The following is a 20,325-nucleotide window of genomic DNA, read 5'->3' on the forward strand; positions in this document are numbered from 1 at the left end:
AGGTCACCATGGGCCTAGGGGTTAGCGGACGGCAGCACATGCAACGTTGCGGGCCACCGCGGCGGGGGCGCGCCGAACGCCTGGCGGGCGTTGGCAACGATCTTCTTACCCATCAGCCGGTTGCCGACCCCGCCGATGACAGCGCCGATGCCCACCGGCAGCATCTTGCCGAAAGCCATCGCACCGCGCTTGAGCGTATACCGCTTGACGAAGTACTTGACCAGCCGGGAGTTGAGCTGCGAGACCGCGGGCAACGGCAGCGTTGCTGCGCCGTCGGACAGCCACGCACCGCTGGTCCGCCCGCTGCCCAGCAAGTCGGCGATGGCGTGCTTGCTGTCCTCGCCGACGAGGACCGAAAGCACCAGCGCACGGCGCCGTTCGCGGTGCTCGGCGGGGATGCCGTGCACCTCGGCGACCGCGAGCACGAACACCGATGTGGCCTCCAGGAACACCACCGTCTCGCCGGCCACGGCCGACAGTGCGGCCAGGGTTCCGATGCCCGGGAACGCGGCGGCCGAACCGACGGCGGCGCCGCTGGCCATCACCGCAGCCAGATAGTGCTTCTCCAGTCGGGTGACGATCTCGGCCGGGGTGGCATCGGGTTGGTGGCTGCGCAACCGGTCCACGTAGGCCTTGACGGCGGGGGCCTGAACGCGCGAGCTGCGTTCGATCAGTTGGGACAGCACCTTGGCCGCCGCACTCGGGTCTTCGGTCTCCTCGACCTTCGCCGGTAGTTGCGACTTCGACCGCGCAAACACTTCGGGGCCTCCCAGTTGTGAACCCATCGTTGGTTGCCAGGCTAACCCGTGGCCTGACGCAGGGAGAACGAACGACGACAGGCTGCCGGTGCCCGAGGGTGACGGCTGTCACGGGAACAAAAAACCGAGATGCGGGGCTGTTCAGCTTCATGGCATCATCGCCCGACGTGGACCAGACGACATCGGTAGCTGCGCACAGTCGGATGCCGGGCCGGATCCGGATGATTCTCGTCCTTGGCGCCCTGGTGGCGCTGGGCCCGCTCACCATCGACATGTACCTGCCGGCGTTGCCGCGGATCGCCGAGGAGCTCTCGGTCTCCTCCTCGGTGTCGCAGTTGACACTCACCGGAACTCTGGCCGGTCTGGCCCTGGGGCAGCTGATCGTCGGCCCGTTGTCGGATTCGCTGGGACGCCGGCGCCCGTTGATGGCGGGCATCGTGCTGCACATGGTGGCCTCGGTGCTGTGTGTGCTGGCGCCCGACATCGTGACGCTCGGGGTGGCTCGCGGTCTGCAGGGCATGGGTGCGGCGGCGGCCTCGGTGGTGGCCATCGCCGTGGTCGGTGATCTGTTCAGCGGCACGGTGGCGGCCACGGTGATGTCGCGGTTGATGCTGGTGCTCGGGGTCGCCCCGGTGTTGGCCCCGTCGCTGGGGGCGGCCGTGTTGTTGCACGGGTCCTGGCACTGGGTCTTCGTCGCACTGGTGGTGGTGGCCGGAGGTCTGTTGGCGATGGCGGCGCTCGCCCTACCCGAGACGTTGCCGGTTTCGCACCGCCGCCCACTGGCGGTGCGTGGAATCGTCGGCACCTACGCCGAGCTTCTGCGTGACGCGCGATTCGTCATTCTCGTTCTGGTCGCCGCTCTGGGCATGTCCGGACTGTTTGCCTACATCTCGGCGGCGCCGTTCGTCCTGCAGGGCGACTACGGCCTGGACCAGCAGGCATTCGCGCTGGTGTTCGCGGCGGGCGCGGTCGCGCTGATCGGCTCCACCCAGTTCAACGTCGTACTGCTACGCCGGTTCTCGCCACAGGCCATCACGGTGGCGGCACTGGGCTGGTCGACCCTTGCCGGGGTGGTGTTCGTCGTGCTGACCGTCGCGCACGTGGGCGGGCTGGCCGCGTTCGTCGTTCCCGTGCTGGCGATCCTGGCCGGGATGGGTCTGGTGCTCCCCAATGCCCCGGCGGTGGCGCTGTCGCGGCATCCCGACGCTGCCGGGACGGCCGCCGCGCTGCTGGGCGCGGCGCAGTTCGGCCTCGGTGCCGCGGTGGCACCCGCGATCGGGGCGCTGGGCAATGGTGCGTTGGCGCTGTCGTGGGTGATGACGGCGGGAATGGCGATCGCCTTGGTGGCGCTGCTGGTGGTCGGTCTGCGTAACGGCGACGACGACCTCGGCGAATACTCAGGCGACTCACTCGACGTAGCTCCAGGGGCGGTTGTCGAACCGGCCTGACCCGCTCCCGGGTAGCGTCGGCTGCGCCCACCAACAACCCAACAAAGGTCGGACCCAGGCCCAACCCACCACATTCGACATGTCTCCAGCGCTGAACGCCCGCACCCCGAGCCCGCAGGGCAGTGTGCCCGCGCGTCCGGAGAATCCGTGGAACGCGCTGTGGGCCATGATGGTCGGCTTCTTCATGATCCTGGTCGACGCGACGATCGTCGCGGTCGCCAACCCGACGATCATGGAGCAGCTCGGCGCCGACTACGACGGCGTCATCTGGGTCACCAGCGCGTACCTGCTCGCCTATGCAGTGCCGCTGCTCGTCGCGGGACGGCTGGGCGATGTGTACGGGCCCAAGAACCTCTATCTGGCCGGCCTGGCGGTGTTCACGGCCGCCTCGCTGTGGTGCGGTCTGGCCGGCAGCCTCGGGATGCTGATCGCGGCCCGCGTGGTGCAGGGCATCGGGGCGGCCCTGCTGACCCCGCAGACTCTGTCGACGATCACCCGCATCTTCCCGCCGGAGCGGCGCGGCGTGGCGATGAGCGTGTGGGGTGCGACCGCCGGGGTGGCCACCCTGGTCGGACCGCTGGCCGGCGGCGTCCTGGTCGGTGGGCTGGGCTGGCAGTGGATCTTCTTCGTCAACGTGCCGATCGGGATCCTCGGCCTCGCCCTCGCGGTCTGGCTGGTGCCGGTGCTGCCCACCCAACTCCACCGGTTCGACGTCCTCGGCGTGGTGCTGTCCGGCGTCGGCATGTTCCTGATCGTGTTCGCGCTGCAGGAGGGCCAGTCGCGGGACTGGGCACCGTGGGTGTGGGCCACCGGAGCGGTCGGTATCGCGGTGATGGTGGCGTTCGTGTGCTGGCAGGCGGTCAACACGAGCGAGCCGTTGATCCCGTTACGGATCTTCCAGGATCGCGACTTCAGCCTGGCGAATGTCGGCGTCGCGACGGTCGGGTTCGCGGTGACGGCGATGATCCTGCCGTTGATGTTCTACGCGCAGACCGTGTGCGGGCTGTCGCCGATCCGTTCGGCGTTGTTGACCGCTCCGACCGCGATCGCCAGCGGCGTGTTGGCGCCGGTCGTGGGCCGCATCGTCGACCGGGCACATCCGACACCGGTGATCGGGTTCGGTTTCTCGGCGATCGCGATCGGGCTGACCTGGCTGGCGTTCGAGATGACGCCGACGACGCCGATCTGGCGGCTGCTGCTGCCGCAGTTGGTCATGGGCATCGGCATGGCGTTCATCTGGTCTCCGTTGGCGGCCACCGCGACGCGCAACCTGCCGCAGGACCTGGCCGGCGCCGGATCCGGTGTGTACAACGCGACGCGCCAGGTCGGGTCGGTGCTCGGCAGCGCCGGGATCGCGGCGTACATGACGCAGCGGATCGGCGCGGAACTGCCGGGTGCGGCAAGTGCTGCGCCTCGTGGTGAGGGTGCAGTGGCCGAGTTGCCGGAGTTCCTGCACGAGCCGTTCGCCGCGGCGATGTCGCAGTCCATGCTGCTGCCTGCGTTCGTTGCGCTGTTCGGTGTGGTGGCGGCGTTGTTCCTGCTCGGGTTCGGCGCCGAGCCCACGGTCGCGCCGAGCCCGGAGCCCTATCTCGACCCCCGCGACGACGATGACGACGACTATGTCGAGTTCACCGTGAGCCATGACCGCGTCGACGGTGACGGCGACGATGCGGTGACCGATTCGTTCCGGTTGCTGCCGCTGGCTGAGGACCCCGAGAAGTGGGAGAACATCTACGCCGAGTTCATGGCCGAGCGGGACGAGCGAACAGCACAGCGCGATTGAGGTAGCCGCCCGGATCGAATGCGGCTTTGACGGTGCGCATGGCCGCGATGTCGGCGTCGGTGCGAGACATCGCCACGTAATCGCGCTTGCGTGAACCCACGCCGTGTTCGGAGCTGACGTTGCCCCCGTGCTCGGCGATCAGCGTCATCATCGCGGCGTACAGTCCCGGCTCGGCGTCGGTGGAGCAGCGCAGCACGTTCAGGTGCAGGTTGCCCTCACCGATGTGGCCGAACAGCACCGGAATGGCGTCGGGTGCATGGCCGGCGATCAATTCGGTGGCTGCATCGGCGAAGCCGCGGATCGCCGACAACGGTAGGGAGACGTCGAATTTCAGTGGCGGGCCGAACAATCCGAGCACCTCGGCCACTGATTCGCGCACCTGCCACAGGCGCTGCTGGGCAACCGTGTCGACGCCGACAGCGGGTTCGCCGCAGATGGCGGCGCCTTCCAGCGCGTCGGCCAGGCGTTCGGTCTGGTCGCTGTCTGCGGCCAATTCGATCAGCAACTGCCAGGCGCCCTCGACCGGGGCGGCCACGCCCAGGCGCTCGGCGGTCAGCGCACTGGCCCGGGCGTCGATCAGTTCCAGGGCGGCGATGCCGTCGAGGTCGCGGAAGATGCGCCCGGCGTCGACCAGTGTGTCCAGGTCGGCGAATCCGCAGATCGCGGTGACGCGGTGGGTGGGGGTGGGGTGCAGTCGCAGGTCCAGGGCGGTGATCACCCCGAGGGTGCCTTCGGCGCCGACGAACAGTGCGGCCAGGTCGTAGCCGGTGTTGTCGCGGCGCACGTGGCTGTGCCGGTGGATCACCGACCCGTCGGGCAGCGCGATGTCCAGCCCCATCACCTGCTCGCCCATGTTGCCGTAACGGACGGTGCGCAGGCCGCCGGCATTGGTGGAGGCCATGCCCCCCACCGTCGCCGATTCGCGTGCGGCCAGGTCGACGCCGAACACGAGTCCGGCCGCCGCGGCGGCTCGCTGCACTGCGGCCAGCGGTGTCCCGGCGCCGACGCTGACCCGCCGCTCGACGGTGTCGACTGCGTCGATCTCGGTGAGCCGCTCGGTCGACAGGAGGACGTCGTCGTTCTCCGGCACCGTCCCGGCCACCAGCGAGGTGCGGCCGCCCTGCACCGTGACACACGCTCCCGCGTCGCGGCAGGCGCGCAGCACCGCGGCCACTTCGTCGGCCGTGCCGGGTCGGACCAGAGCCGCAGCCTGTCCGCGGTAACGCCCCGTGTGGTCGACACAGCGGCCGTCCAGCACGTCGGGATCGGTGGTGACATAGCCGGAACCGACGATTCCGGCAAGCGTTTCGGTAAGCGTTTCAGTCACGGGTCGGGTGTATCACAGGCTCAGACCGTCGTAATCGGTCAGGGCGAGGAACGCGCCGAGTGCGATCAGGCTGTCCGGCTGTCCGGGCAGATAGTCGGTGAGCTGCGGTGAGCGCACGATATAGGCGACGTACTTGGCCCGGCTGATCGCCACGTTGAGGCGGTTGCGGTTCAACAGGAATCCGATTCCGCGGGGCACGTCGGCGGCCGAGGACGCCGTCATCGACACGAACACCACGGGCGCCTGCCTGCCCTGGAACTTGTCCACGGTGCCTGCCTGCACGTCGGTCAGACCCGCTGCGTCGAGTGCCCGACGCACCGTCGTCACCTGCGCGTTGTAGGGGGTGACCACCAGGATGTGGTCCTGCCCCAGCGGTGTGCTGCCGTACTCGTCGGTCCAGGTGGTGCCCAGCAGGCCGGTGATGGCCGTGACGATCGCCCCGGCCTCTTCCGGACTGTCGGTCGAGTTGCCCAGATGCGGCACTTCGAGCACGCGCACGCCGGGTGCGACATCGTCGAGTTTGCGTGCCGCGCTGACCTTTTCGTGCGAGCGCAGCCGGCCGTCATAGGACAGTCGCGACACCGGCCCGCATACCGCCGGATGCATCCGGAACGAATGATCCAGGAAGTAACCGCGTTCGGCCGGCAGTGTGTGTGCTCCCTCGACCAGCCAGCCCAGCGCGGAATCGTCGACCGGTGCCGGATGGGTGCCCTGACAGACCTGGGGGAGCTGTTGCGGGTCGCCCAGTAGCAGCAGATTGCGCGCGGCCGGCGCCACAGCGATGGTGTTGGCGAGATTGAACTGGCCGGCTTCCTCGAGCACCAGTAGATCGAGGCACTGCCGCGGCACTCGCGTCTCATTTGCGAAATCCCATGCGGTACCACCGATCACGCAGCCGGGATGGTCGGCGATGAACGCGGGATAGTGGTTTTCGCCTATCGCGGTCCACCGCGGGTCGGCGACCTTGCGCTTCTTGGCGACCTGGACCGCGTCCACTCCGGCGTCGAGCACCTGCTCCAGCAGATGCTCGATCACCGCATGGGACTGCGCGACGATGCCGATGCGCCAACGGTTTTCGTTGACCAGCCGGGCGATGATCTGCGCCGAGGTATGGGTCTTGCCGGTGCCGGGCGGTCCGTGCACCGCGATGTAGGAGCAATCCAGATCCAGCAGGGCCGCCGTAATATCGGCTGCGGTCTCACCGGTGCGGGGCAGCGTCCGGCCGCTGACGGTGCGTGGCGGGCGACGCAGCAGGATGTCGGTCACCGCGTCGGCGGGCAGGTTCGGCAGACCCGCGGCGACGGTGGTGGCGGTGCTGTCGATGGATGCCTGCAGGGGGCGGGTGTTGACTGGTGGCCCGGGGGTCAGTGCGAACGGCACCTGGGCGAAGGTGTCGCCGTCCTTGGGTTGGCGTTCGGTGATCAGCACCTCGGTGGGTGCCTCCGGGTTGTCGCAGCCGACGACGGTCGCGCTGCCGAAGCCGCGCCGGTCCGGGTCGTCGGACAGGCCGGCCGGTGCCGGCGGGGTGTACAGCGCGTACACCTCGGTGCTCAGTTCGCCGGCGTCGATGGCGCCGGTCAGCAGGACCTGCCGTTGCGGTTTGCGGGCACGCGGCGGGGTGTGCCAGTCGGTGACGACCTGCGCCTGTTCCGCAACGAAAACACCTGTGCTGTCGGCCCATTCGTCGACCGGATTGTTGAGCCGGTCGAAATGGCCCCACCAGAACGGCTTGTCCTCACGCTTGTGGAAACCGCGGGCCGCGGCGACGAGCGCCACCGCCTGCTGCTCAGCTGTTCGTGGTTGGACTCCGTCGCCGGCGAACTTGAGCAGCTTGCGATCGGTGGCGTCGGCCTTCTCGATCGGTGCGCCGTCGCGTACCGGTTGGGGGCCGCGCGGCGGGACGCCGGCTTCGAACGCCCGGGTGATCAGCCAGTCCCGCAGCCGGTGCGTGGAATGGCAGTCGTAGCGGTTGTACTCCTCGATCTCCTTGAGCACGGTGGCCGCCTCGTCGTGCTCACCGGCCTCGCGCAGCGTGCAGTAGCGCGCATACTCGGTGATCGAATCGGTGGCCTTGGTGACTTCACCGTCGCGCAGTTCGGTCCCCATGTACAACGGCTCCAGCGACTTGATGCTGTAGTTCTCGGTGCCGACCCGAATGCTCTTGCGTACCAACGGAAGAAGGTCGACGAGGATGCCGTTGCGCAGCAGGTCGTCCACATCGTTCTCGCCGACCCCGTAGCGGCCGGCGAGCCGCAGCAGGGTGCTGCGCTCATACGGCGCGTAGTGGTAGATGTGCATCTTGGGAAAACGCTTGCGGCGCTTGCGGACCAGATCCAGGAAATCGATGAGCACCTGACGTTCACTGGCCCGGTCATGGGCCCAGAACGGCTGAAAATTGCCCTCCGCCCCGAGGACACCCCACAGATATTCCAGACCCCACTCGTGCCCGTTGACGGTCCACAAAGGGTCGCCCTCGTAGTCGAAGAACAGGTCTCCCTTGTCCGGATCCGGCAGCAGCATCAGCGGTTGTTGATCGACGACTTCATACGGCGGCTTGGCTTCCACCCGCGGCGCCACCTGCAACCGGGCCTGACCGGTCAGTGTCGTCACCATGCGCTGGGCCAGCCCGGGTACCGCGCCGGTATGGCCGGCCAGCTGATGGGTGGTGGTGATGCCGGCATCGATGAGCCGGGCGCGCTGGTTCGCCCGCATTCCGGCGACCAGGAAGAGGTCATCGGTGGTGCGAATCTGCTGCTCGCATTCCGGGCAGCCGAAACACGCCCGCACACTTTCGTCGGACCAGGACACGGCGCTACCGGCGGCGAGATGCCCGTCGAGCAGTGCCTGCAGCGCGCCGCGCCGCGGCCGGTACACCGCCAGGAGCTCGTCGACGCGGTAGCTGGACACCGCGCCGTCGCCGAGGACCAGATCGACCTCGTCGGCTACCGGGACTCCGGCGCGGGCCAGCACGTCAGCGTAGGCGGCGAGCTGCAGCAGCGCCTCGACCTTCACCGACCGGGACAGTTTGGTATCCCGCAGCCGGTACCGGGCGCCGTCCCAGATCAGGAAGTCGGCGAATCCGGCGAAGCGGCCGTCGAACATCGCCGCCTGGTAGATCACCGGATCCCGACGTTGTGCCGCGTCGAGGGTGGCCGCGGCCGCCGATGTCAGCCCGGCCACCGTGTAGGCGGGCCGGCCGATTACCGTCACCCCAGACGGTGATGCGTCAGCTCGTAGCTGTTCGAGGTGGCGCTGCTCGTGCTCGTCGCCGAGTTCTGCTGTGCGGGCAAGCAATTCGTCATCAGATGACACCGCGGGGCCTCGACCCAGCCGCGCGTCGAACGAGCGCAGCAGGGCATATTCACAGCGGGCGGCCGCAGCCAGGTCCGACGCGCTGTAGATGACCGTCGGCCCCGACGCGCCTTCGTCGGTGACGAACACGGTGCCACTGTAGGTCAGCGCCCCGACACTTCTCGCCAAGAAGGCGCTAGCCCACGTTGCCCATCAACTCCACGCCGCCGCCGTTCCAGCGGAACTTCACCGTGCTGGCCAGCCCGTGGAGTCCGCCGGAGTACTGCAGGGCCACGGTGTCACCGGTGCTGCCCGTCTTGTCGATGCCGTTGAAGCCGTAGGTGTCGGGCACGCCCGTGGGGATGAACTTGCCGAGGTGGAACAACACGGCGCGGGTGTTGGGGTGTTCGGAGTTGGTGTTGGCCCGGACGATCACCGCCGACAGCTGCGCGCACTCGTTGTAGTTGCCCGCCAGCGGTTCGGGGCTCCAGGCCTGATTGCTGCGGGGGTCGCGGGGCAATTCGGAGACGGCCTTGGCGATCTCGGGGGCGGCCAGGTTCACCGCGCACGGGTCGGCCGCCGGTGGTGCCGTCGTGGGGGCGGCCTTCGCGGCAGGTTTCGATGCCTGGACCGGCGCTGGATTGACGCTGGCCTCGGGGGTTTTCGAGACCGTGGAATCGCCCGATCCGCACCCTGCGAGCGTGAGCACGGCCGTCAAGACGACCCCGGGAGCCATCGCGAACACTGCGACCCGTTTCACAGTTGGGCAACCTACCGCGACCCCGCGGCGGGTTTGTGCAGGCGCGCGGCCGGGATTCCCGTCGATTGGCACTAGACTTCTGAACCGATGAGCTCGCCAGAACCGGATTCGGGGGATACCGCCCCAACGTTTGCCGACCTGCAGATTGACCCTGCGGTGTTGAAGGCAGTCACTGATGTCGGCTACGAGTCGCCTTCGGCGATCCAGGCCGCGACCATTCCGGCGATGCTGGCCGGCTCCGACGTGGTCGGCCTGGCTCAGACCGGTACCGGCAAGACCGCGGCTTTCGCCATCCCGATCCTGTCCAAGATCGACACGTCGAGCAAGGCCACCCAGGCACTGGTACTGGCCCCGACTCGTGAGTTGGCATTGCAGGTAGCGGAGGCATTCGGCCGGTACGGCGCGCATCTGCCCGCGGTCAACGTGCTGCCCATCTACGGCGGCGCGTCCTACACCGTGCAGCTGTCCGGGTTGCGGCGCGGTGCGCAGGTGGTGGTGGGTACCCCGGGCCGCGTGATCGACCACCTCGAGCGCGGCACCCTGGATCTGTCGAACCTGGACTACCTGGTGCTCGACGAGGCCGACGAGATGCTCACCATGGGCTTCGCCGAAGAGGTCGAGCGGATCCTCGCCGACACTCCGGAGTACAAGCAGGTGGCGCTGTTCTCGGCCACCATGCCGCCGGCCATCCGGAAGATCACCACCAAATACCTGCACAATCCGGTCGAGGTCACGGTCAAGGCCAAGACCGCCACCGCCGAGAACATCACGCAGCGGTTCATCCAGGTGGCCGGTGCGCGCAAGCTGGACGCGCTGACGCGGGTGCTCGAGGTCGAAGAGGGCGACGCGATGATCGTGTTCGTCCGCACCAAGCAGGCCACCGAGGAGGTCGCCGAGCGGCTCAAGGCCCGCGGTTTCGCGGCTGCGGCCATCAACGGCGATATCAACCAGGCCCAGCGCGAGCGCACGATCGCCGCGCTCAAGGACGGCACGATCGACATCCTGGTCGCCACCGATGTCGCTGCCCGCGGCCTGGACGTCGAACGGATCTCGCATGTCGTCAACTACGACATCCCGCACGACACCGAGTCCTATGTGCACCGCATCGGCCGCACCGGCCGGGCCGGCCGTTCCGGACATGCACTGCTTTTCGTCACCCCGCGTGAGCGCCACCTGCTCAAGTCGATCGAGAAGCACACCCGGTCGAAGGTCATCGAGGCCGAGCTGCCCAGCGTCGACGATGTCAACGCGCAGCGGGTGGCCAAGTTCCGTGACTCGATCACCGACTCGCTCAACGCCGACGGGCTGGAGTTGTTTCGCCGGATCATCGAGGACTTCGAGCGCGAGAACGACGTGCCGATGGTCGATATCGCCGCGGCGCTCGCGTTGCAATCGCGCAACGGCGAACAGTTCCTGATGACCGAGCCGCCGCCGGAGAAGCGCAAAGAGCGGGATCGCGACCGGGATGATCGGCCCCCGCGCAAGGAGCGTCCGCGACCCGAAGGCCTGGCGACGTACCGGATCTCGGTGGGCAAGCGGCACAAGGTCGGGCCGGGCCACATCGTGGGCGCTATTGCCAACGAGGGCGGTCTGCACCGCAACGAGTTCGGTCACATCACCATCCGCGGCGACTACTCGCTGGTCGAGCTGCCCGAGAAGTTGCCCAGCAAGACGCTCAAAGCGCTGGAGAACACTCGCATCTCGGGCATGCTGATCAATCTGGAGCCGGAGCACGTCGAACGCGCCGACCGTGGGCCGCGGCGTGAGTACAAGGGCCGTCCTGATCACCGCGACCGCTCGGGGAAGCCGCACCGGAAGACCAAGTGACGGTCTCCGGAAGCGTGAAGGAGCCGTCGGATCAGGGTGGCCTCGAGTCGGTAGACGCGGTGGCCTCCGGGGGTCCGGGGTCCTCGCGGGTCGCGTCACTGACCGGGATCCGCGCGGTGGCCGCCATTCTGGTGGTGCTGACCCACGCGGCCTACACGACCGGCAAGTACGGGCAGGGCTATCTCGGGCTGGTGTATTCGCGGGCCGAGATAGGTGTGCCGATCTTCTTCGTGCTCAGCGGTTTTCTGTTGTTCCGGCCCTGGGTCGCCGCGGCGAGCCGCGAATCAGATCCAGCCGCGGCCACCGCCGCCACACCGCCGTCCGTCCGCCGTTACGCATGGCACCGGGTCCGGCGGATCATGCCGGCTTATGTGGTGACGGTGCTGATCGCCTACCTGCTGTACCACTTTCGCACCGCGGGCCCGAACCCTGGCCACACCTGGATGGGCCTGTTCCGCAATCTGACGCTGTCCCAGATCTACACGGACAACTATCTGTTCGCCTATCTGCATCAGGGGCTGACCCAGATGTGGAGCCTGGCGGTGGAGGCGGCGTTCTACGTTGCATTGCCGCTGGTGGCTTATCTGCTGCTGGTGGTGTTGTGCCGGCGGCGCTGGCGGCCGGGGCTGCTGTTCTTCGGCCTGGCGGTGCTGGCCGCGGTGTCGCCGATATGGCTGACGATCGTGCACGTTTCCACCGGCCTGCCTGACGGAGCGCGGCTGTGGCTGCCCACGTACATGGCCTGGTTCGTGGCGGGGATGGCACTGACGGTGCTGGGGCAGCTGAAAGTGCGCGGCTACGCCATGGTGTGTGTGCCGTTGGCGGTGGTGTGTTATTTCATCGCGTCGACGCCGCTCGCGGGGGAGCCGACGACGTCGCCCGCCAAGTTGAGCGAGGCGTTGGTCAAGACGTTTTTCTACGCGGTGATCGCGGCCTTGCTGGTGGCGCCGCCCGCGCTCGGCGACCGCGGTTGGTACAACCGGTTTCTGGGTTCGCGGCCGATGGTCTTTCTCGGTGAGATCTCGTACGAGATCTTCCTGATCCACCTGATGATCATGGAACTGGTCATGGTCGAGGTGATGCGGGATCCGGTCTACACCGGGTCGATGTTCAACCTGTTCGTGCTCACGATGGTGTTCACCATTCCGGCGGCCTGGTTGCTGCACCGGTTCACGCGCGTCCGCTCCTGATCTTGTAGTTAGGGTATGCTTACCTAACGAACGGGAACTTCGGGAGGTGCACATGGGCGAGCAGAAGGCGTCGCGCGGGTTGGAAGGAGCCCTGGTCAAGCTTTGGCGGGGCGGAGATTACGAGCTGACGGTGACCGGCGCTACCGAGTTCACGCCGAACTACCTGAGACTGCATTTCCGCGCCCAGCGGCTGCTCGCCGAACAGCACGTCCACCCGACGATGTGGGTGCGGGGCTGGTTTCCCAATGGCGGCAAGGCTCATCAGCGGGGCTACACGCTGGTCAATCCCGATCCGCAGGCCGGAACCGTCGACATCGATTTCGCCATGCACGACGGCATCGCCACTGGCTGGGCCGCGGCGGCCCAGCCCGGCGACGTCCTGGAGGTGACGGTCCTCGGCAGCGACTTCGCGTTGCCCGAGCCGGCGCCGGCGGGGTACGTCATCGTCGGCGACACCGCCTCGCTGCCTGCCATCAATTCTCTGCTGGACGCGATCGGCGACGCTCCGGCCCGCGTCTTCCTGGAAGCCGGGCACGACGACGACCGTGAACTCCCGGTCACCGGTGACGCCGAGATCACCTGGGTGGACCGCGCCCAGGATGGTCTGCTCGAAGCCGTCAGCGCATCGGCGTTCGACGCCTCCGACCACTTCGGCTGGGTCGCCTGCGACAACCGCACCACTCGGGCGGTGGCGCGGGTATTCCGGGAGGAGTACGGGATCCCGCGCAAATCCATCAAGGCGCAGGCCTACTGGGCGGCCTGACGGCCGGTTCTAGAGCGCAGTCTGGATCGGGGCGGGTGTTGCGGCGATCTCGTCGAGTACCGCGACGTTGTGGGCCACATCGCGGCTCTCTCGCGCGGCGATCTCCTTGATGGCCAGATCGAAGGCGCCGACCAGGCTGGGTGGGTCGAACACCGCCTGCGCCTGCCGGCTCACCTGTAGGTCTCGCGCCCAGATCGTGGTCGGCCGCGCGAATCCTGGTTCCAGCGCCAGTACGGTGGCGAACCGCCATGCGCTGTCACGCAGGGACCGGATCGCTTCGTTGAGGACGAAGATCTGATGCTGTTGGAGCACGGCATAGATATCGGCCAGCGCCGGTGACAGTTCGTTGATGTCGTTGACCACCCCGGCGATCTGGCTGGCCAGCACCGCGTTGATGGTGTCGAAATCCTTGTGGAGCGAGGGCAGTTTGTTGGCCCCGACCAGACCCTGCACCGCGATTCCGAGGTCCAGCACGATGTGGGCGGTGACCCCGGCGAGCATGTGCTGCACCAGGATTGGCGCGGGTTTGGCGGCCCACTCGAAAGTGGCCCGCCACGACCGGGTGGGTTTCGGATACCGGTCGGGGTGGAAGTAGCCGTTCAGCGCATCGAAGTACCGGGACGCGAACGCCGCGTCGAGCCGGTCCATCCGAGGCCCGTCCTCGAATGCCCCTTCCTCGACGGCGGTACCGACCGCGATGGTGATCCGCTTGTACAAGGCAGCGAAATAGCCCAATCGGCTTGAGTTTTCCACGGCCCAGTCCGTGATGGTGTCGATGGCGGTCACCGTCTCCGCGATGCTGGTGACGGCCGGGATCGGCGGCAGCGGCGTCGGATGGTTGGCCATAGTCGAAAGTATGGGGCAGGCCGGCGCGTGCCGCCCGGCAATCGGCTACTCGGCAGGTGCTTGTGCCGGGATGACCAGCGGAGCGACGAACTCAGCCAGCATGGTGCGCTCGTCTGCCTCGTCGCCGCCGGGGAACACCAGCAGCGACACCATGACCCGCACCAGCCACCGGGCCCGCCGGCCCACCTGGTCGTTGCCGCCGGCTCCACCGGCGAGCGAACGCACAAAGCCCTCCACCAGCGCGCGGATCACCTCGGAGTGTTCGGCCATCTCGCCACCGATAGGCCGCTGCGCGGTGGCGAACCAAGAGGACAGTGCTGGGCTGTCGCGTACCGCTTTCAGCGCGGTGACCACGCCCTCGATCAGGCGTTGCGCCGGATCGGTGACCGCGGCCACCTGTTCGCTGACCTCTTCGTACAACCACCGTGCCTCGCGGTGTACGTAAGCGGTGTAGAGCGCATCGCGATTCTCGAAATAGCGGTACAGCGTGGCACGGGAACAGCCTGCGGCCGCCGCGATCTCGTGCATGCCGACGGTCGCCGCGTCCTTGAGGGTGAACAGGGAGCCGGCGGCGTCGAGGATGTGGTCGGCGGCCACTTCGGACCGCCGCGCCGACAACCAGTCGCGGGACATCAGGTCCCTGCTCGGAACGGCACGCTCAACGGCCTCCGCACGTAGCTGCCGCCGGCCCATACCACCGAATCCAGATCGACCTCGAAATCCGGGTAGCGCGAGAGTAATTCGGTCAGTGCGACCCGGGACTGCATCCGGGCGGCGGCCGCGCCGAGGCAGAAGTGTGCGCCGTGGCTGAAGGTCAGGATATTGCGCGGTGCGCGTCGCACATCGAGTTCGGCTGCGTTGTCGCCAAATTCGCGCTCATCGCGGTTGCCCGAGCCGTACAGCAACAGCGCCTTGCGCCCGGCCGGGATGGTGGTGTCGCCGATGGTGACGTCGCGGGTGACGGTGCGGGCCAGGCCCTGCACCGGGGAGGTCAGCCGCAGGAACTCGTCGATCGCGCCCGGGATCAGCTCGGGTTCGTCGATCAGGAGCCGACGCTGGTCCGGCCGCTGCTGTAGGAGTTGCACTGTGCCGCCGAGCATTCCGGTGGTGGTGTCGTTGCCGCCGGTGACCATGGTGAACGTGAAGGCCAGGATCGACAGCACGCCCGCGATGTCGCCGTCAGCCCCAACGCCGGCCGCCACCAGGTGCGAGATGGTGTCGTCGCCGGGCTCGCGTCGGCGCCGTTCGATGAGCTCGGAGAAGTAGCCCATCATCGAAGCCACCGCGGCGCCGGCGGTGCCCATCGCCGCGGTGATGCCGCCGGCCGAGCTGTTGGCCGCGACGATCGCGTCGGTCCAGCCGTCGAACTGGTCCCGGTCGGACTCGGGTACGCCGAGGTAGTGCGCGACGACCATCGACGGCAGCGGCTTGAACAACTCGGCGGCGATGTCCCCGCCGCCATTCGAGCGCAACCCCTCGAGGCGCTCGATGACGAACTCCCGCACCTTCGGCTCCACTGCTTCCACCTGGCGTGGGGTGAACCCGCGCGAGACCAGCTTGCGGAACTCGGTGTGCACCGGTGGGTCCTGCATGACGAACGGCGGGTTGTCGGCGAGCCCGATCATGTCCAGCTCGCCGTAGGTGATCGTCAGGCCCTGCGCCGAAGAGAAGGTGCCGTGGTCACGGGCGGCCGCCCAGATGTCGGCGTGCCGGGACAGCACGTAGTAGTCGTGTTCCGGAGACTCGTCGGGCACCACGTGGTGCACGGGATCGTGGTCGCGCAGCGCGGCATACATGGGCCAAGGGTTGGGCCAGGTGTCGGCGTCGGCGGGCTGGAACCGGGCGGGGCTATGAGACAAAGTCGCTGCCATGTCTTATTGGTACGACATCTACGGCATCAGTGTCAATAGCGGCCGCCGGATAGGCTCGGGCGTGATGAGTACCCCTGGCACGCCGCAGCTACCTGCTCAGACGCCGACGTGTTATCGGCATCCGGACCGACCCACGTATGTGCGGTGCGCGCGGTGCCAGCGTCCCGTCTGCCCGGAGTGCATGCGCTCGGCGGCCGTGGGCCATCAGTGCGTGGACTGCGTCGGCGAGGGCGCCAAATCGGTGCGGACGCAGCGCACCCAGTTCGGCGGGGTGGCCCGTACCGGGGCGCCGATCCTGACCTACGCATTGATCGCGGTCAACGTCGTGATGTTCGTCCTGCAGATGGCCGCGGGAAATCTGGAGAAGGAGCTCACCCTGTGGCCGCCGGGCGTCGCCGCGCACGACCAGTACTACCGCCTGGTGACCTCGATGTTCCTGCATTACGGCGCCATGCATCTGCTGTTCAACATGTGGGCGCTCTACGTGGTGGGTCCGCCGCTGGAGCAATGGCTGGGCCGGCTGCGGTTCGGGGCGTTGTATGCGCTCAGCGGGCTCGGCGGCTCGGTGCTGGTCTACCTGCTGTCTCCGTTGAACAGCGCGACGGCGGGTGCCTCGGGCGCGATCTTCGGCCTCTTCGGGGCGATCTTCGTGGTGGCCCGCAAACTCAACCTCGACGTCCGCATGATCGCCGCGGTGGTCGTCATCAACCTGGTGTTCACGTTCGCCGGGCCCGCACTGGGCACCGGAGCGATCAGCTGGCAGGGCCACGTCGGCGGCCTGGTCACCGGCGCGGGAATCGCGGCGGCTTATGTGTATGCCCCGCCTGCGCGTCGAAATGCCGTCCAGGCCGGGGTCTCGGTGGCGGTGCTGCTGGCCTTCCTCGCGCTGATCTGGTGGCGTTCAACGGAACTGCTGTATCTGCTGGGCGTGACCTAGATCGCCGCGCCGGGATTGAGGATGTTCTGCGGGTCCAGCGCCCGCTTGATGCGGTGATTGAGTTCCATTGCGTCCGGTCCGATCTGGCCGGCCAGCCATGGCTGCTTGAGCCGGCCCACACCGTGCTCGCCGGTGATGGTGCCGCCCAGTCCCACAGCAAGATCCATGATCTCGCCGAAAGCCAGCTGGGCACGTGCGGCCATGTCGGCATCGGCCGGGTCGAACACGATCAGCGGGTGGGTGTTGCCGTCCCCGGCATGGGCGATCACCGAGATCAGCAGATCCCGATGTGCCGCGATCGCAGCGACCCCGCTGACCAGTTCGGCCAGCGCGGGTAGTGGCACACCGACGTCCTCCAACAGCAATGAGCCCTTGGCCTCCACGGCTGGGATGGCGAAACGACGGGCCGCGACGAAGGCCTCGCCCTCGTCGGGGTCGGAGGTGGAAAACACTTCGGTGGCACCGCATTCGGTGAACACGTCAGCCATGAACGCGGCGTCGTCGGCACCCGCGGCGCCGCGGTCATCGGACGCTGCCACCATCATCGCCGCGGCGTTGCGGTCCAGGCCCATCTTGAGCTTGTCCTCGACGGCGTTGATCGCCACCGAATCCATGAACTCCAGCATGGACGGCCGGATCTTGCCGGTGATGTTCACGACGGAATTCGAGGCGGCCTCCACCGAGTCGAACGTGGCCACCACGGTGCACGGTGAATGCTGTGGCGGCAGCAGTCGCAGCGTCGCCTCGGTGACCACACCCAGCGTGCCCTCGCTGCCGACGAACAGCTTGGTCAGGCTCAGGCCAGCAACGTCTTTCAACCTCGGCCCGCCCAGGCGCACCGCTGTGCCGTCGGCGAGCACCACCTGCAGGCCCAGGATGTAGTCGGTGGTGACGCCGTACTTGACACAGCACAGGCCGCCCGCGTTGGTGGCGACATTGCCGCCGATGCTGCAGATCTCATACGAGGACGGGTCGGGCGGGTACCAGAGTCCGTGTGCCGCGACGGCTTTCTTCACCTCGGCGTTGAGCAGACCTGGCTGCACCACGGCTGTGCGGGTGACCTGGTCGACGGTGATGTCCCGCATCTTCTCGGTGGACAACACGATGCCGCCGTCGAGCGCTGTCGCACCGCCGGACAATCCGGTGCCCGCGCCACGCGGCACCACCGCCACCCGGTGGGCGCCGGCCCAGCGCAGCACGGTTTGAACTTCCTCGGTGCGGGTGGGCCGGACCACGGCCAGCGGGGTGCCCGCCGACGGATCGGCGGCCCGGTCCTGGCGGTAGGAGGCCAGGATGTCGGGGTCGGTGACGACGACCCCTTCGGGGAGTTCACCGATCAGCATCGGCAGTGCGGCGGCATTCACGGCTTCGATGCTAGGTCCAGCGCGCGCAGCGCCGGCAGGAACAGCGCGACGAGCCCGAGCAGCAGCATCGGCAGCGATAGGGCCAGGAACGTCGCGTGCAGCCCGGCGGCGTCGGCCAGGGGCCCGGCCAGGATCAGTCCGAGCGGGCCCGCGGCATAGGCCAGCGAGCCCATCACCCCGACCACCCGGCCGCGCAGATGCTGCGGCGCGGTGGTCTGCATAACGTAGTTGTAGATCGGCGCGATCGGCCCGTAGACGAACCCGACGATCGCGCACAGCACCAGGATCAGCGGAAGCGGTGGCAGGAACGCGATCACCGTCATCGCCACGCCGAGCGTGATCACCGCCGTCAGCATGGTGGCCCGTCGGCTCATGTATTTCGACAGCACTGCATAGCCGAGCGCACCCATCAGCCCGCCGATGCTCAGCGCCATCAACACCCAGCCCAGTTGGGTCGGCTCGTCGCGGTCGGTGAAGTATTTGGGAAAGAGAACGGATTCCATCGGCATGTAGAGCCCGGTGGCTACCAGGTCGACGATCGCCAGTGTGCGCAATACCGGTGTGTGCCAGACGAATCGCAATCCCTCGACGATTCCCGCCCATGCACCCTCGGGCAGTGCCGTGCGGTCCGGGGTACCCGCGCCTTCCAGTCGCAGCACTGAGATGGCCAGGATCGAGCAGCAGAATGCCCCCGCAGTCACCCACATGGTGTTGATCCCGCCGAGGGTGGCGATCAGCAGGCCGCCGATCCCGGGACCGACGATGTAGGCCAGGTTGAACACCGCCTCGTACACGCTGTTCGCGTGGTCCAGGGTCCAGCCGGCCCGGCCCGCGGCCTCGGGCAGCATGGTCTCTCGCGCGGTCATCCCGGCCGGATCGAAGAAGGCGCCGAGCGCCGCCAGGGCCGCGAGCACCGCGACATTGACCGCGTCGACCCCGAATATCAGGGCCAGCATCGGAACCGCGGCGACCGACAATGCCGACAGCAGATCGGAGATCATCGAGACGCGTCGGCGACCCAGATAGTCGACGGCGGCCCCGGCGATCAGGGTGGCGACCAACAGCGGCAGTGTGCCGGCCATCGCGACAACCGACGCGTCGAGCGCGGATCCATTGCGCTGCAACACCAGCCACGGGAACGCAACAATCGTGATGCCGTTGCCCGCCCCGGCCGTCAGCGCGGCGAACAGGATCAGCAGCAGTGGGCCGCGCTTGGTGTCGGTCATGGGCTATCGCGGCCGAATCTAGCAGCGTGCCCGCACCCGTCGCGACGGAATTTCCGGCACAGTGGAGGGGTGTCGATGTCCCAGCTCCCACATCCGCGGACCGGGGACTCGTTCACCTCGCCGGTGCCGCCGGGCTCGGGCTGGCCTGGTGATCCGGCGACACCGTCCACCCCGGTGGCCAAATCAGCAGCACAGGCGCGGAGGCTGGCGGCGCGGGCCGCCACGGTGGAGGGCCTCGACGCACAGATCTCAGTGTGCCGGGCCTGTCCCCGGCTGGTCACCTGGCGTGAAGAGGTGGCCGTGGCCAAACGGAAAGCCTTTGCCGATCAACCATATTGGGGTAGGCCGGCCCCCGGGTTCGGCGCTGAGCAACCCGGCATATTCATCGTCGGGCTGGCCCCGGCCGCCAACGGCGCCAACCGCACCGGACGGGTGTTCACCGGCGACCGATCCGGGGATTTCCTGTTCGCCGCGTTGCATCGGGCCGGGCTGGCCAATCAGGCCATGTGCGTCGACGCAGCCGACGGCATGCAACTGATCGACACCCGCATGGCCGCCGCGGTGCGCTGCGCACCGCCTGCCAATGCGCCCACCCCGGCCGAGCGGGCCACCTGTGCGCCCTGGCTGCAGGCCGAATGGCGATTGGTGGGGCCGTCGGTGCGAGTGGTCATCGCGTTGGGCGGGTTCGCGTGGCGAGCCGCACTGGAGTTGATCGGCTCGAACATCAAACCGGCGCCCAAGTTCGGCCACGGCGCGACGGTGCCGTTGACCTCCGCGTTCGGCTCGGTCACCCTGCTCGGTTGCTTCCACCCCAGCCAGCAGAACACCTTCACGGGCCGGCTCACGGCGGCCATGCTCGATGACATCTTCACCACCGCCAGGTGCCTGGTGGCCGAGTCGGGCGGGAACGAACCGGACGGCTCGTGACGTTGAC

At 68.0% G+C, this 20,325-nt stretch carries 16 protein-coding genes; 7 read left to right on the forward strand and 9 right to left on the reverse strand.

What is annotated here, in order from left to right:
• Positions 1 to 14 precede the first annotated feature (14 nt).
• Positions 15 to 758: a hypothetical protein gene (locus tag ACZYZF_RS17285; RefSeq protein WP_463746586.1), complete on the reverse strand. Its 744-nt coding sequence runs from the start codon at positions 756 to 758 to the stop codon at positions 15 to 17.
• A gap of 149 nt (positions 759 to 907) precedes the next feature.
• On the opposite strand from ACZYZF_RS17285, the gene ACZYZF_RS17290 reads away from it, so the two are divergent.
• Complete coding sequence (locus ACZYZF_RS17290; RefSeq protein WP_463746446.1) at positions 908 to 2,206, forward strand: multidrug effflux MFS transporter; 1,299 nt, start codon at positions 908 to 910, stop codon at positions 2,204 to 2,206.
• 79 nt (positions 2,207 to 2,285) lie between these two features.
• Positions 2,286 to 3,989 carry a DHA2 family efflux MFS transporter permease subunit gene (locus ACZYZF_RS17295; protein WP_463836341.1) on the forward strand — a complete coding sequence of 568 codons (1,704 nt, stop codon included), beginning with the start codon at positions 2,286 to 2,288 and terminating at the stop codon, positions 3,987 to 3,989.
• Here ACZYZF_RS17295 and ACZYZF_RS17300 read toward each other — a convergent pair.
• From ACZYZF_RS17300 to ACZYZF_RS17310, 3 genes are read right to left on the reverse strand one after another with little or no spacing between them, the layout of a single operon-like run.
• Positions 3,949 to 5,316: an FAD-binding oxidoreductase gene (locus tag ACZYZF_RS17300; RefSeq protein WP_463836342.1), complete on the reverse strand. Its 1,368-nt coding sequence runs from the start codon at positions 5,314 to 5,316 to the stop codon at positions 3,949 to 3,951. The two genes, ACZYZF_RS17295 and ACZYZF_RS17300, sit on opposite strands and share 41 nt — an antisense overlap.
• Positions 5,317 to 5,328: 12 nt before the next feature.
• Entirely contained in the window at positions 5,329 to 8,757 is a 3,429-nt protein-coding gene (locus ACZYZF_RS17305) for a TM0106 family RecB-like putative nuclease (RefSeq protein WP_463746449.1), read from the reverse strand.
• Between the two features lie 46 nt (positions 8,758 to 8,803).
• A complete protein-coding gene (locus ACZYZF_RS17310; RefSeq protein ID WP_463746587.1) occupies positions 8,804 to 9,343 on the reverse strand; it encodes an LppP/LprE family lipoprotein in 540 nt (179 codons plus the stop codon).
• A gap of 111 nt (positions 9,344 to 9,454) precedes the next feature.
• Here ACZYZF_RS17310 and ACZYZF_RS17315 point away from each other — a divergent pair, with 111 nt between their 5' ends.
• From ACZYZF_RS17315 to ACZYZF_RS17325, 3 genes are read left to right on the forward strand one after another with little or no spacing between them, the layout of a single operon-like run.
• A complete protein-coding gene (locus tag ACZYZF_RS17315) occupies positions 9,455 to 11,194 on the forward strand; it encodes a DEAD/DEAH box helicase (protein ID WP_463746450.1) in 1,740 nt (579 codons plus the stop codon).
• Entirely contained in the window at positions 11,191 to 12,384 is a 1,194-nt protein-coding gene (locus tag ACZYZF_RS17320) for an acyltransferase family protein (RefSeq protein WP_463746451.1), read from the forward strand. Before ACZYZF_RS17315 ends, ACZYZF_RS17320 begins: the two co-directional genes overlap by 4 nt.
• A gap of 52 nt (positions 12,385 to 12,436) precedes the next feature.
• Positions 12,437 to 13,147 carry a siderophore-interacting protein gene (locus ACZYZF_RS17325; RefSeq protein WP_463746452.1) on the forward strand — a complete coding sequence of 237 codons (711 nt, stop codon included), beginning with the start codon at positions 12,437 to 12,439 and terminating at the stop codon, positions 13,145 to 13,147.
• Between the two features lie 9 nt (positions 13,148 to 13,156).
• Here ACZYZF_RS17325 and ACZYZF_RS17330 read toward each other — a convergent pair whose 3' ends face one another.
• Genes ACZYZF_RS17330 through ACZYZF_RS17340 form a run of 3 tightly spaced genes read right to left on the reverse strand, consistent with a single transcriptional unit; the run spans position 13,157 to position 15,864 of the window.
• On the reverse strand, positions 13,157 to 13,993 hold the full coding sequence (locus ACZYZF_RS17330; RefSeq protein WP_463746453.1) for a DUF5995 family protein: 837 nt from the start codon (positions 13,991 to 13,993) through the stop codon (positions 13,157 to 13,159).
• 45 nt (positions 13,994 to 14,038) lie between these two features.
• On the reverse strand, positions 14,039 to 14,626 hold the full coding sequence (locus ACZYZF_RS17335) for a TetR/AcrR family transcriptional regulator (RefSeq protein WP_463746454.1): 588 nt from the start codon (positions 14,624 to 14,626) through the stop codon (positions 14,039 to 14,041).
• A complete protein-coding gene (locus ACZYZF_RS17340) occupies positions 14,626 to 15,864 on the reverse strand; it encodes a cytochrome P450 (protein WP_463746455.1) in 1,239 nt (412 codons plus the stop codon). Before ACZYZF_RS17340 ends, ACZYZF_RS17335 begins: the two co-directional genes overlap by 1 nt.
• 64 nt (positions 15,865 to 15,928) lie before the next feature.
• Here ACZYZF_RS17340 and ACZYZF_RS17345 point away from each other — a divergent pair, with 64 nt between their 5' ends.
• Positions 15,929 to 16,801 carry a rhomboid family intramembrane serine protease gene (locus ACZYZF_RS17345; protein ID WP_463746456.1) on the forward strand — a complete coding sequence of 291 codons (873 nt, stop codon included), beginning with the start codon at positions 15,929 to 15,931 and terminating at the stop codon, positions 16,799 to 16,801.
• Here the strand turns inward: ACZYZF_RS17345 and ACZYZF_RS17350 are convergent.
• Together ACZYZF_RS17350 and tap are read right to left on the reverse strand one after the other, a co-directional pair.
• Positions 16,798 to 18,144, reverse strand: coding sequence for an FAD-binding oxidoreductase (locus tag ACZYZF_RS17350; RefSeq protein ID WP_463746588.1), 1,347 nt, complete (start codon positions 18,142 to 18,144; stop codon positions 16,798 to 16,800). The genes ACZYZF_RS17345 and ACZYZF_RS17350 overlap by 4 nt on opposite strands.
• Before the next feature lie 17 nt (positions 18,145 to 18,161).
• The gene (tap, locus tag ACZYZF_RS17355) at positions 18,162 to 19,391 is read right to left on the reverse strand and encodes a multidrug efflux MFS transporter Tap (protein WP_463746457.1); all 1,230 of its coding nucleotides are present in this window, start codon (positions 19,389 to 19,391) and stop codon (positions 18,162 to 18,164) included.
• A 75-nt stretch (positions 19,392 to 19,466) separates the two neighbouring features.
• Here tap and ACZYZF_RS17360 point away from each other — a divergent pair, with 75 nt between their 5' ends.
• Entirely contained in the window at positions 19,467 to 20,318 is an 852-nt protein-coding gene (locus ACZYZF_RS17360; protein WP_463836343.1) for a uracil-DNA glycosylase, read from the forward strand.
• Positions 20,319 to 20,325 lie beyond the last annotated feature (7 nt).

The organism is Mycobacterium sp. IDUB_24 (genome assembly GCF_055419385.1).

Bases quoted from the DNA above. Each gene is read 5' to 3' on its own strand.
- ACZYZF_RS17315 (WP_463746450.1), top strand. From the start codon at position 9,455: ATGAGCTCGCCAGAACCGGATTCGGGGGATACCGCCCCAACGTTTGCC.
- ACZYZF_RS17360 (WP_463836343.1), top strand. From the start codon at position 19,467: ATGTCCCAGCTCCCACATCCGCGGACCGGGGACTCGTTCACCTCGCCG.
- tap (WP_463746457.1), bottom strand. From the start codon at position 19,391: ATGACCGACACCAAGCGCGGCCCACTGCTGCTGATCCTGTTCGCCGCG.
- ACZYZF_RS17350 (WP_463746588.1), bottom strand. From the start codon at position 18,144: ATGCTGATCGGTGAACTCCCCGAAGGGGTCGTCGTCACCGACCCCGAC.
- ACZYZF_RS17310 (WP_463746587.1), bottom strand. From the start codon at position 9,343: ATGGCTCCCGGGGTCGTCTTGACGGCCGTGCTCACGCTCGCAGGGTGC.
- ACZYZF_RS17330 (WP_463746453.1), bottom strand. From the start codon at position 13,993: ATGGCCAACCATCCGACGCCGCTGCCGCCGATCCCGGCCGTCACCAGC.
- ACZYZF_RS17345 (WP_463746456.1), top strand. From the start codon at position 15,929: ATGAGTACCCCTGGCACGCCGCAGCTACCTGCTCAGACGCCGACGTGT.
- ACZYZF_RS17295 (WP_463836341.1), top strand. From the start codon at position 2,286: ATGTCTCCAGCGCTGAACGCCCGCACCCCGAGCCCGCAGGGCAGTGTG.
- ACZYZF_RS17290 (WP_463746446.1), top strand. From the start codon at position 908: ATGGCATCATCGCCCGACGTGGACCAGACGACATCGGTAGCTGCGCAC.
- ACZYZF_RS17325 (WP_463746452.1), top strand. From the start codon at position 12,437: ATGGGCGAGCAGAAGGCGTCGCGCGGGTTGGAAGGAGCCCTGGTCAAG.
- ACZYZF_RS17340 (WP_463746455.1), bottom strand. From the start codon at position 15,864: ATGGCAGCGACTTTGTCTCATAGCCCCGCCCGGTTCCAGCCCGCCGAC.
- ACZYZF_RS17335 (WP_463746454.1), bottom strand. From the start codon at position 14,626: ATGTCCCGCGACTGGTTGTCGGCGCGGCGGTCCGAAGTGGCCGCCGAC.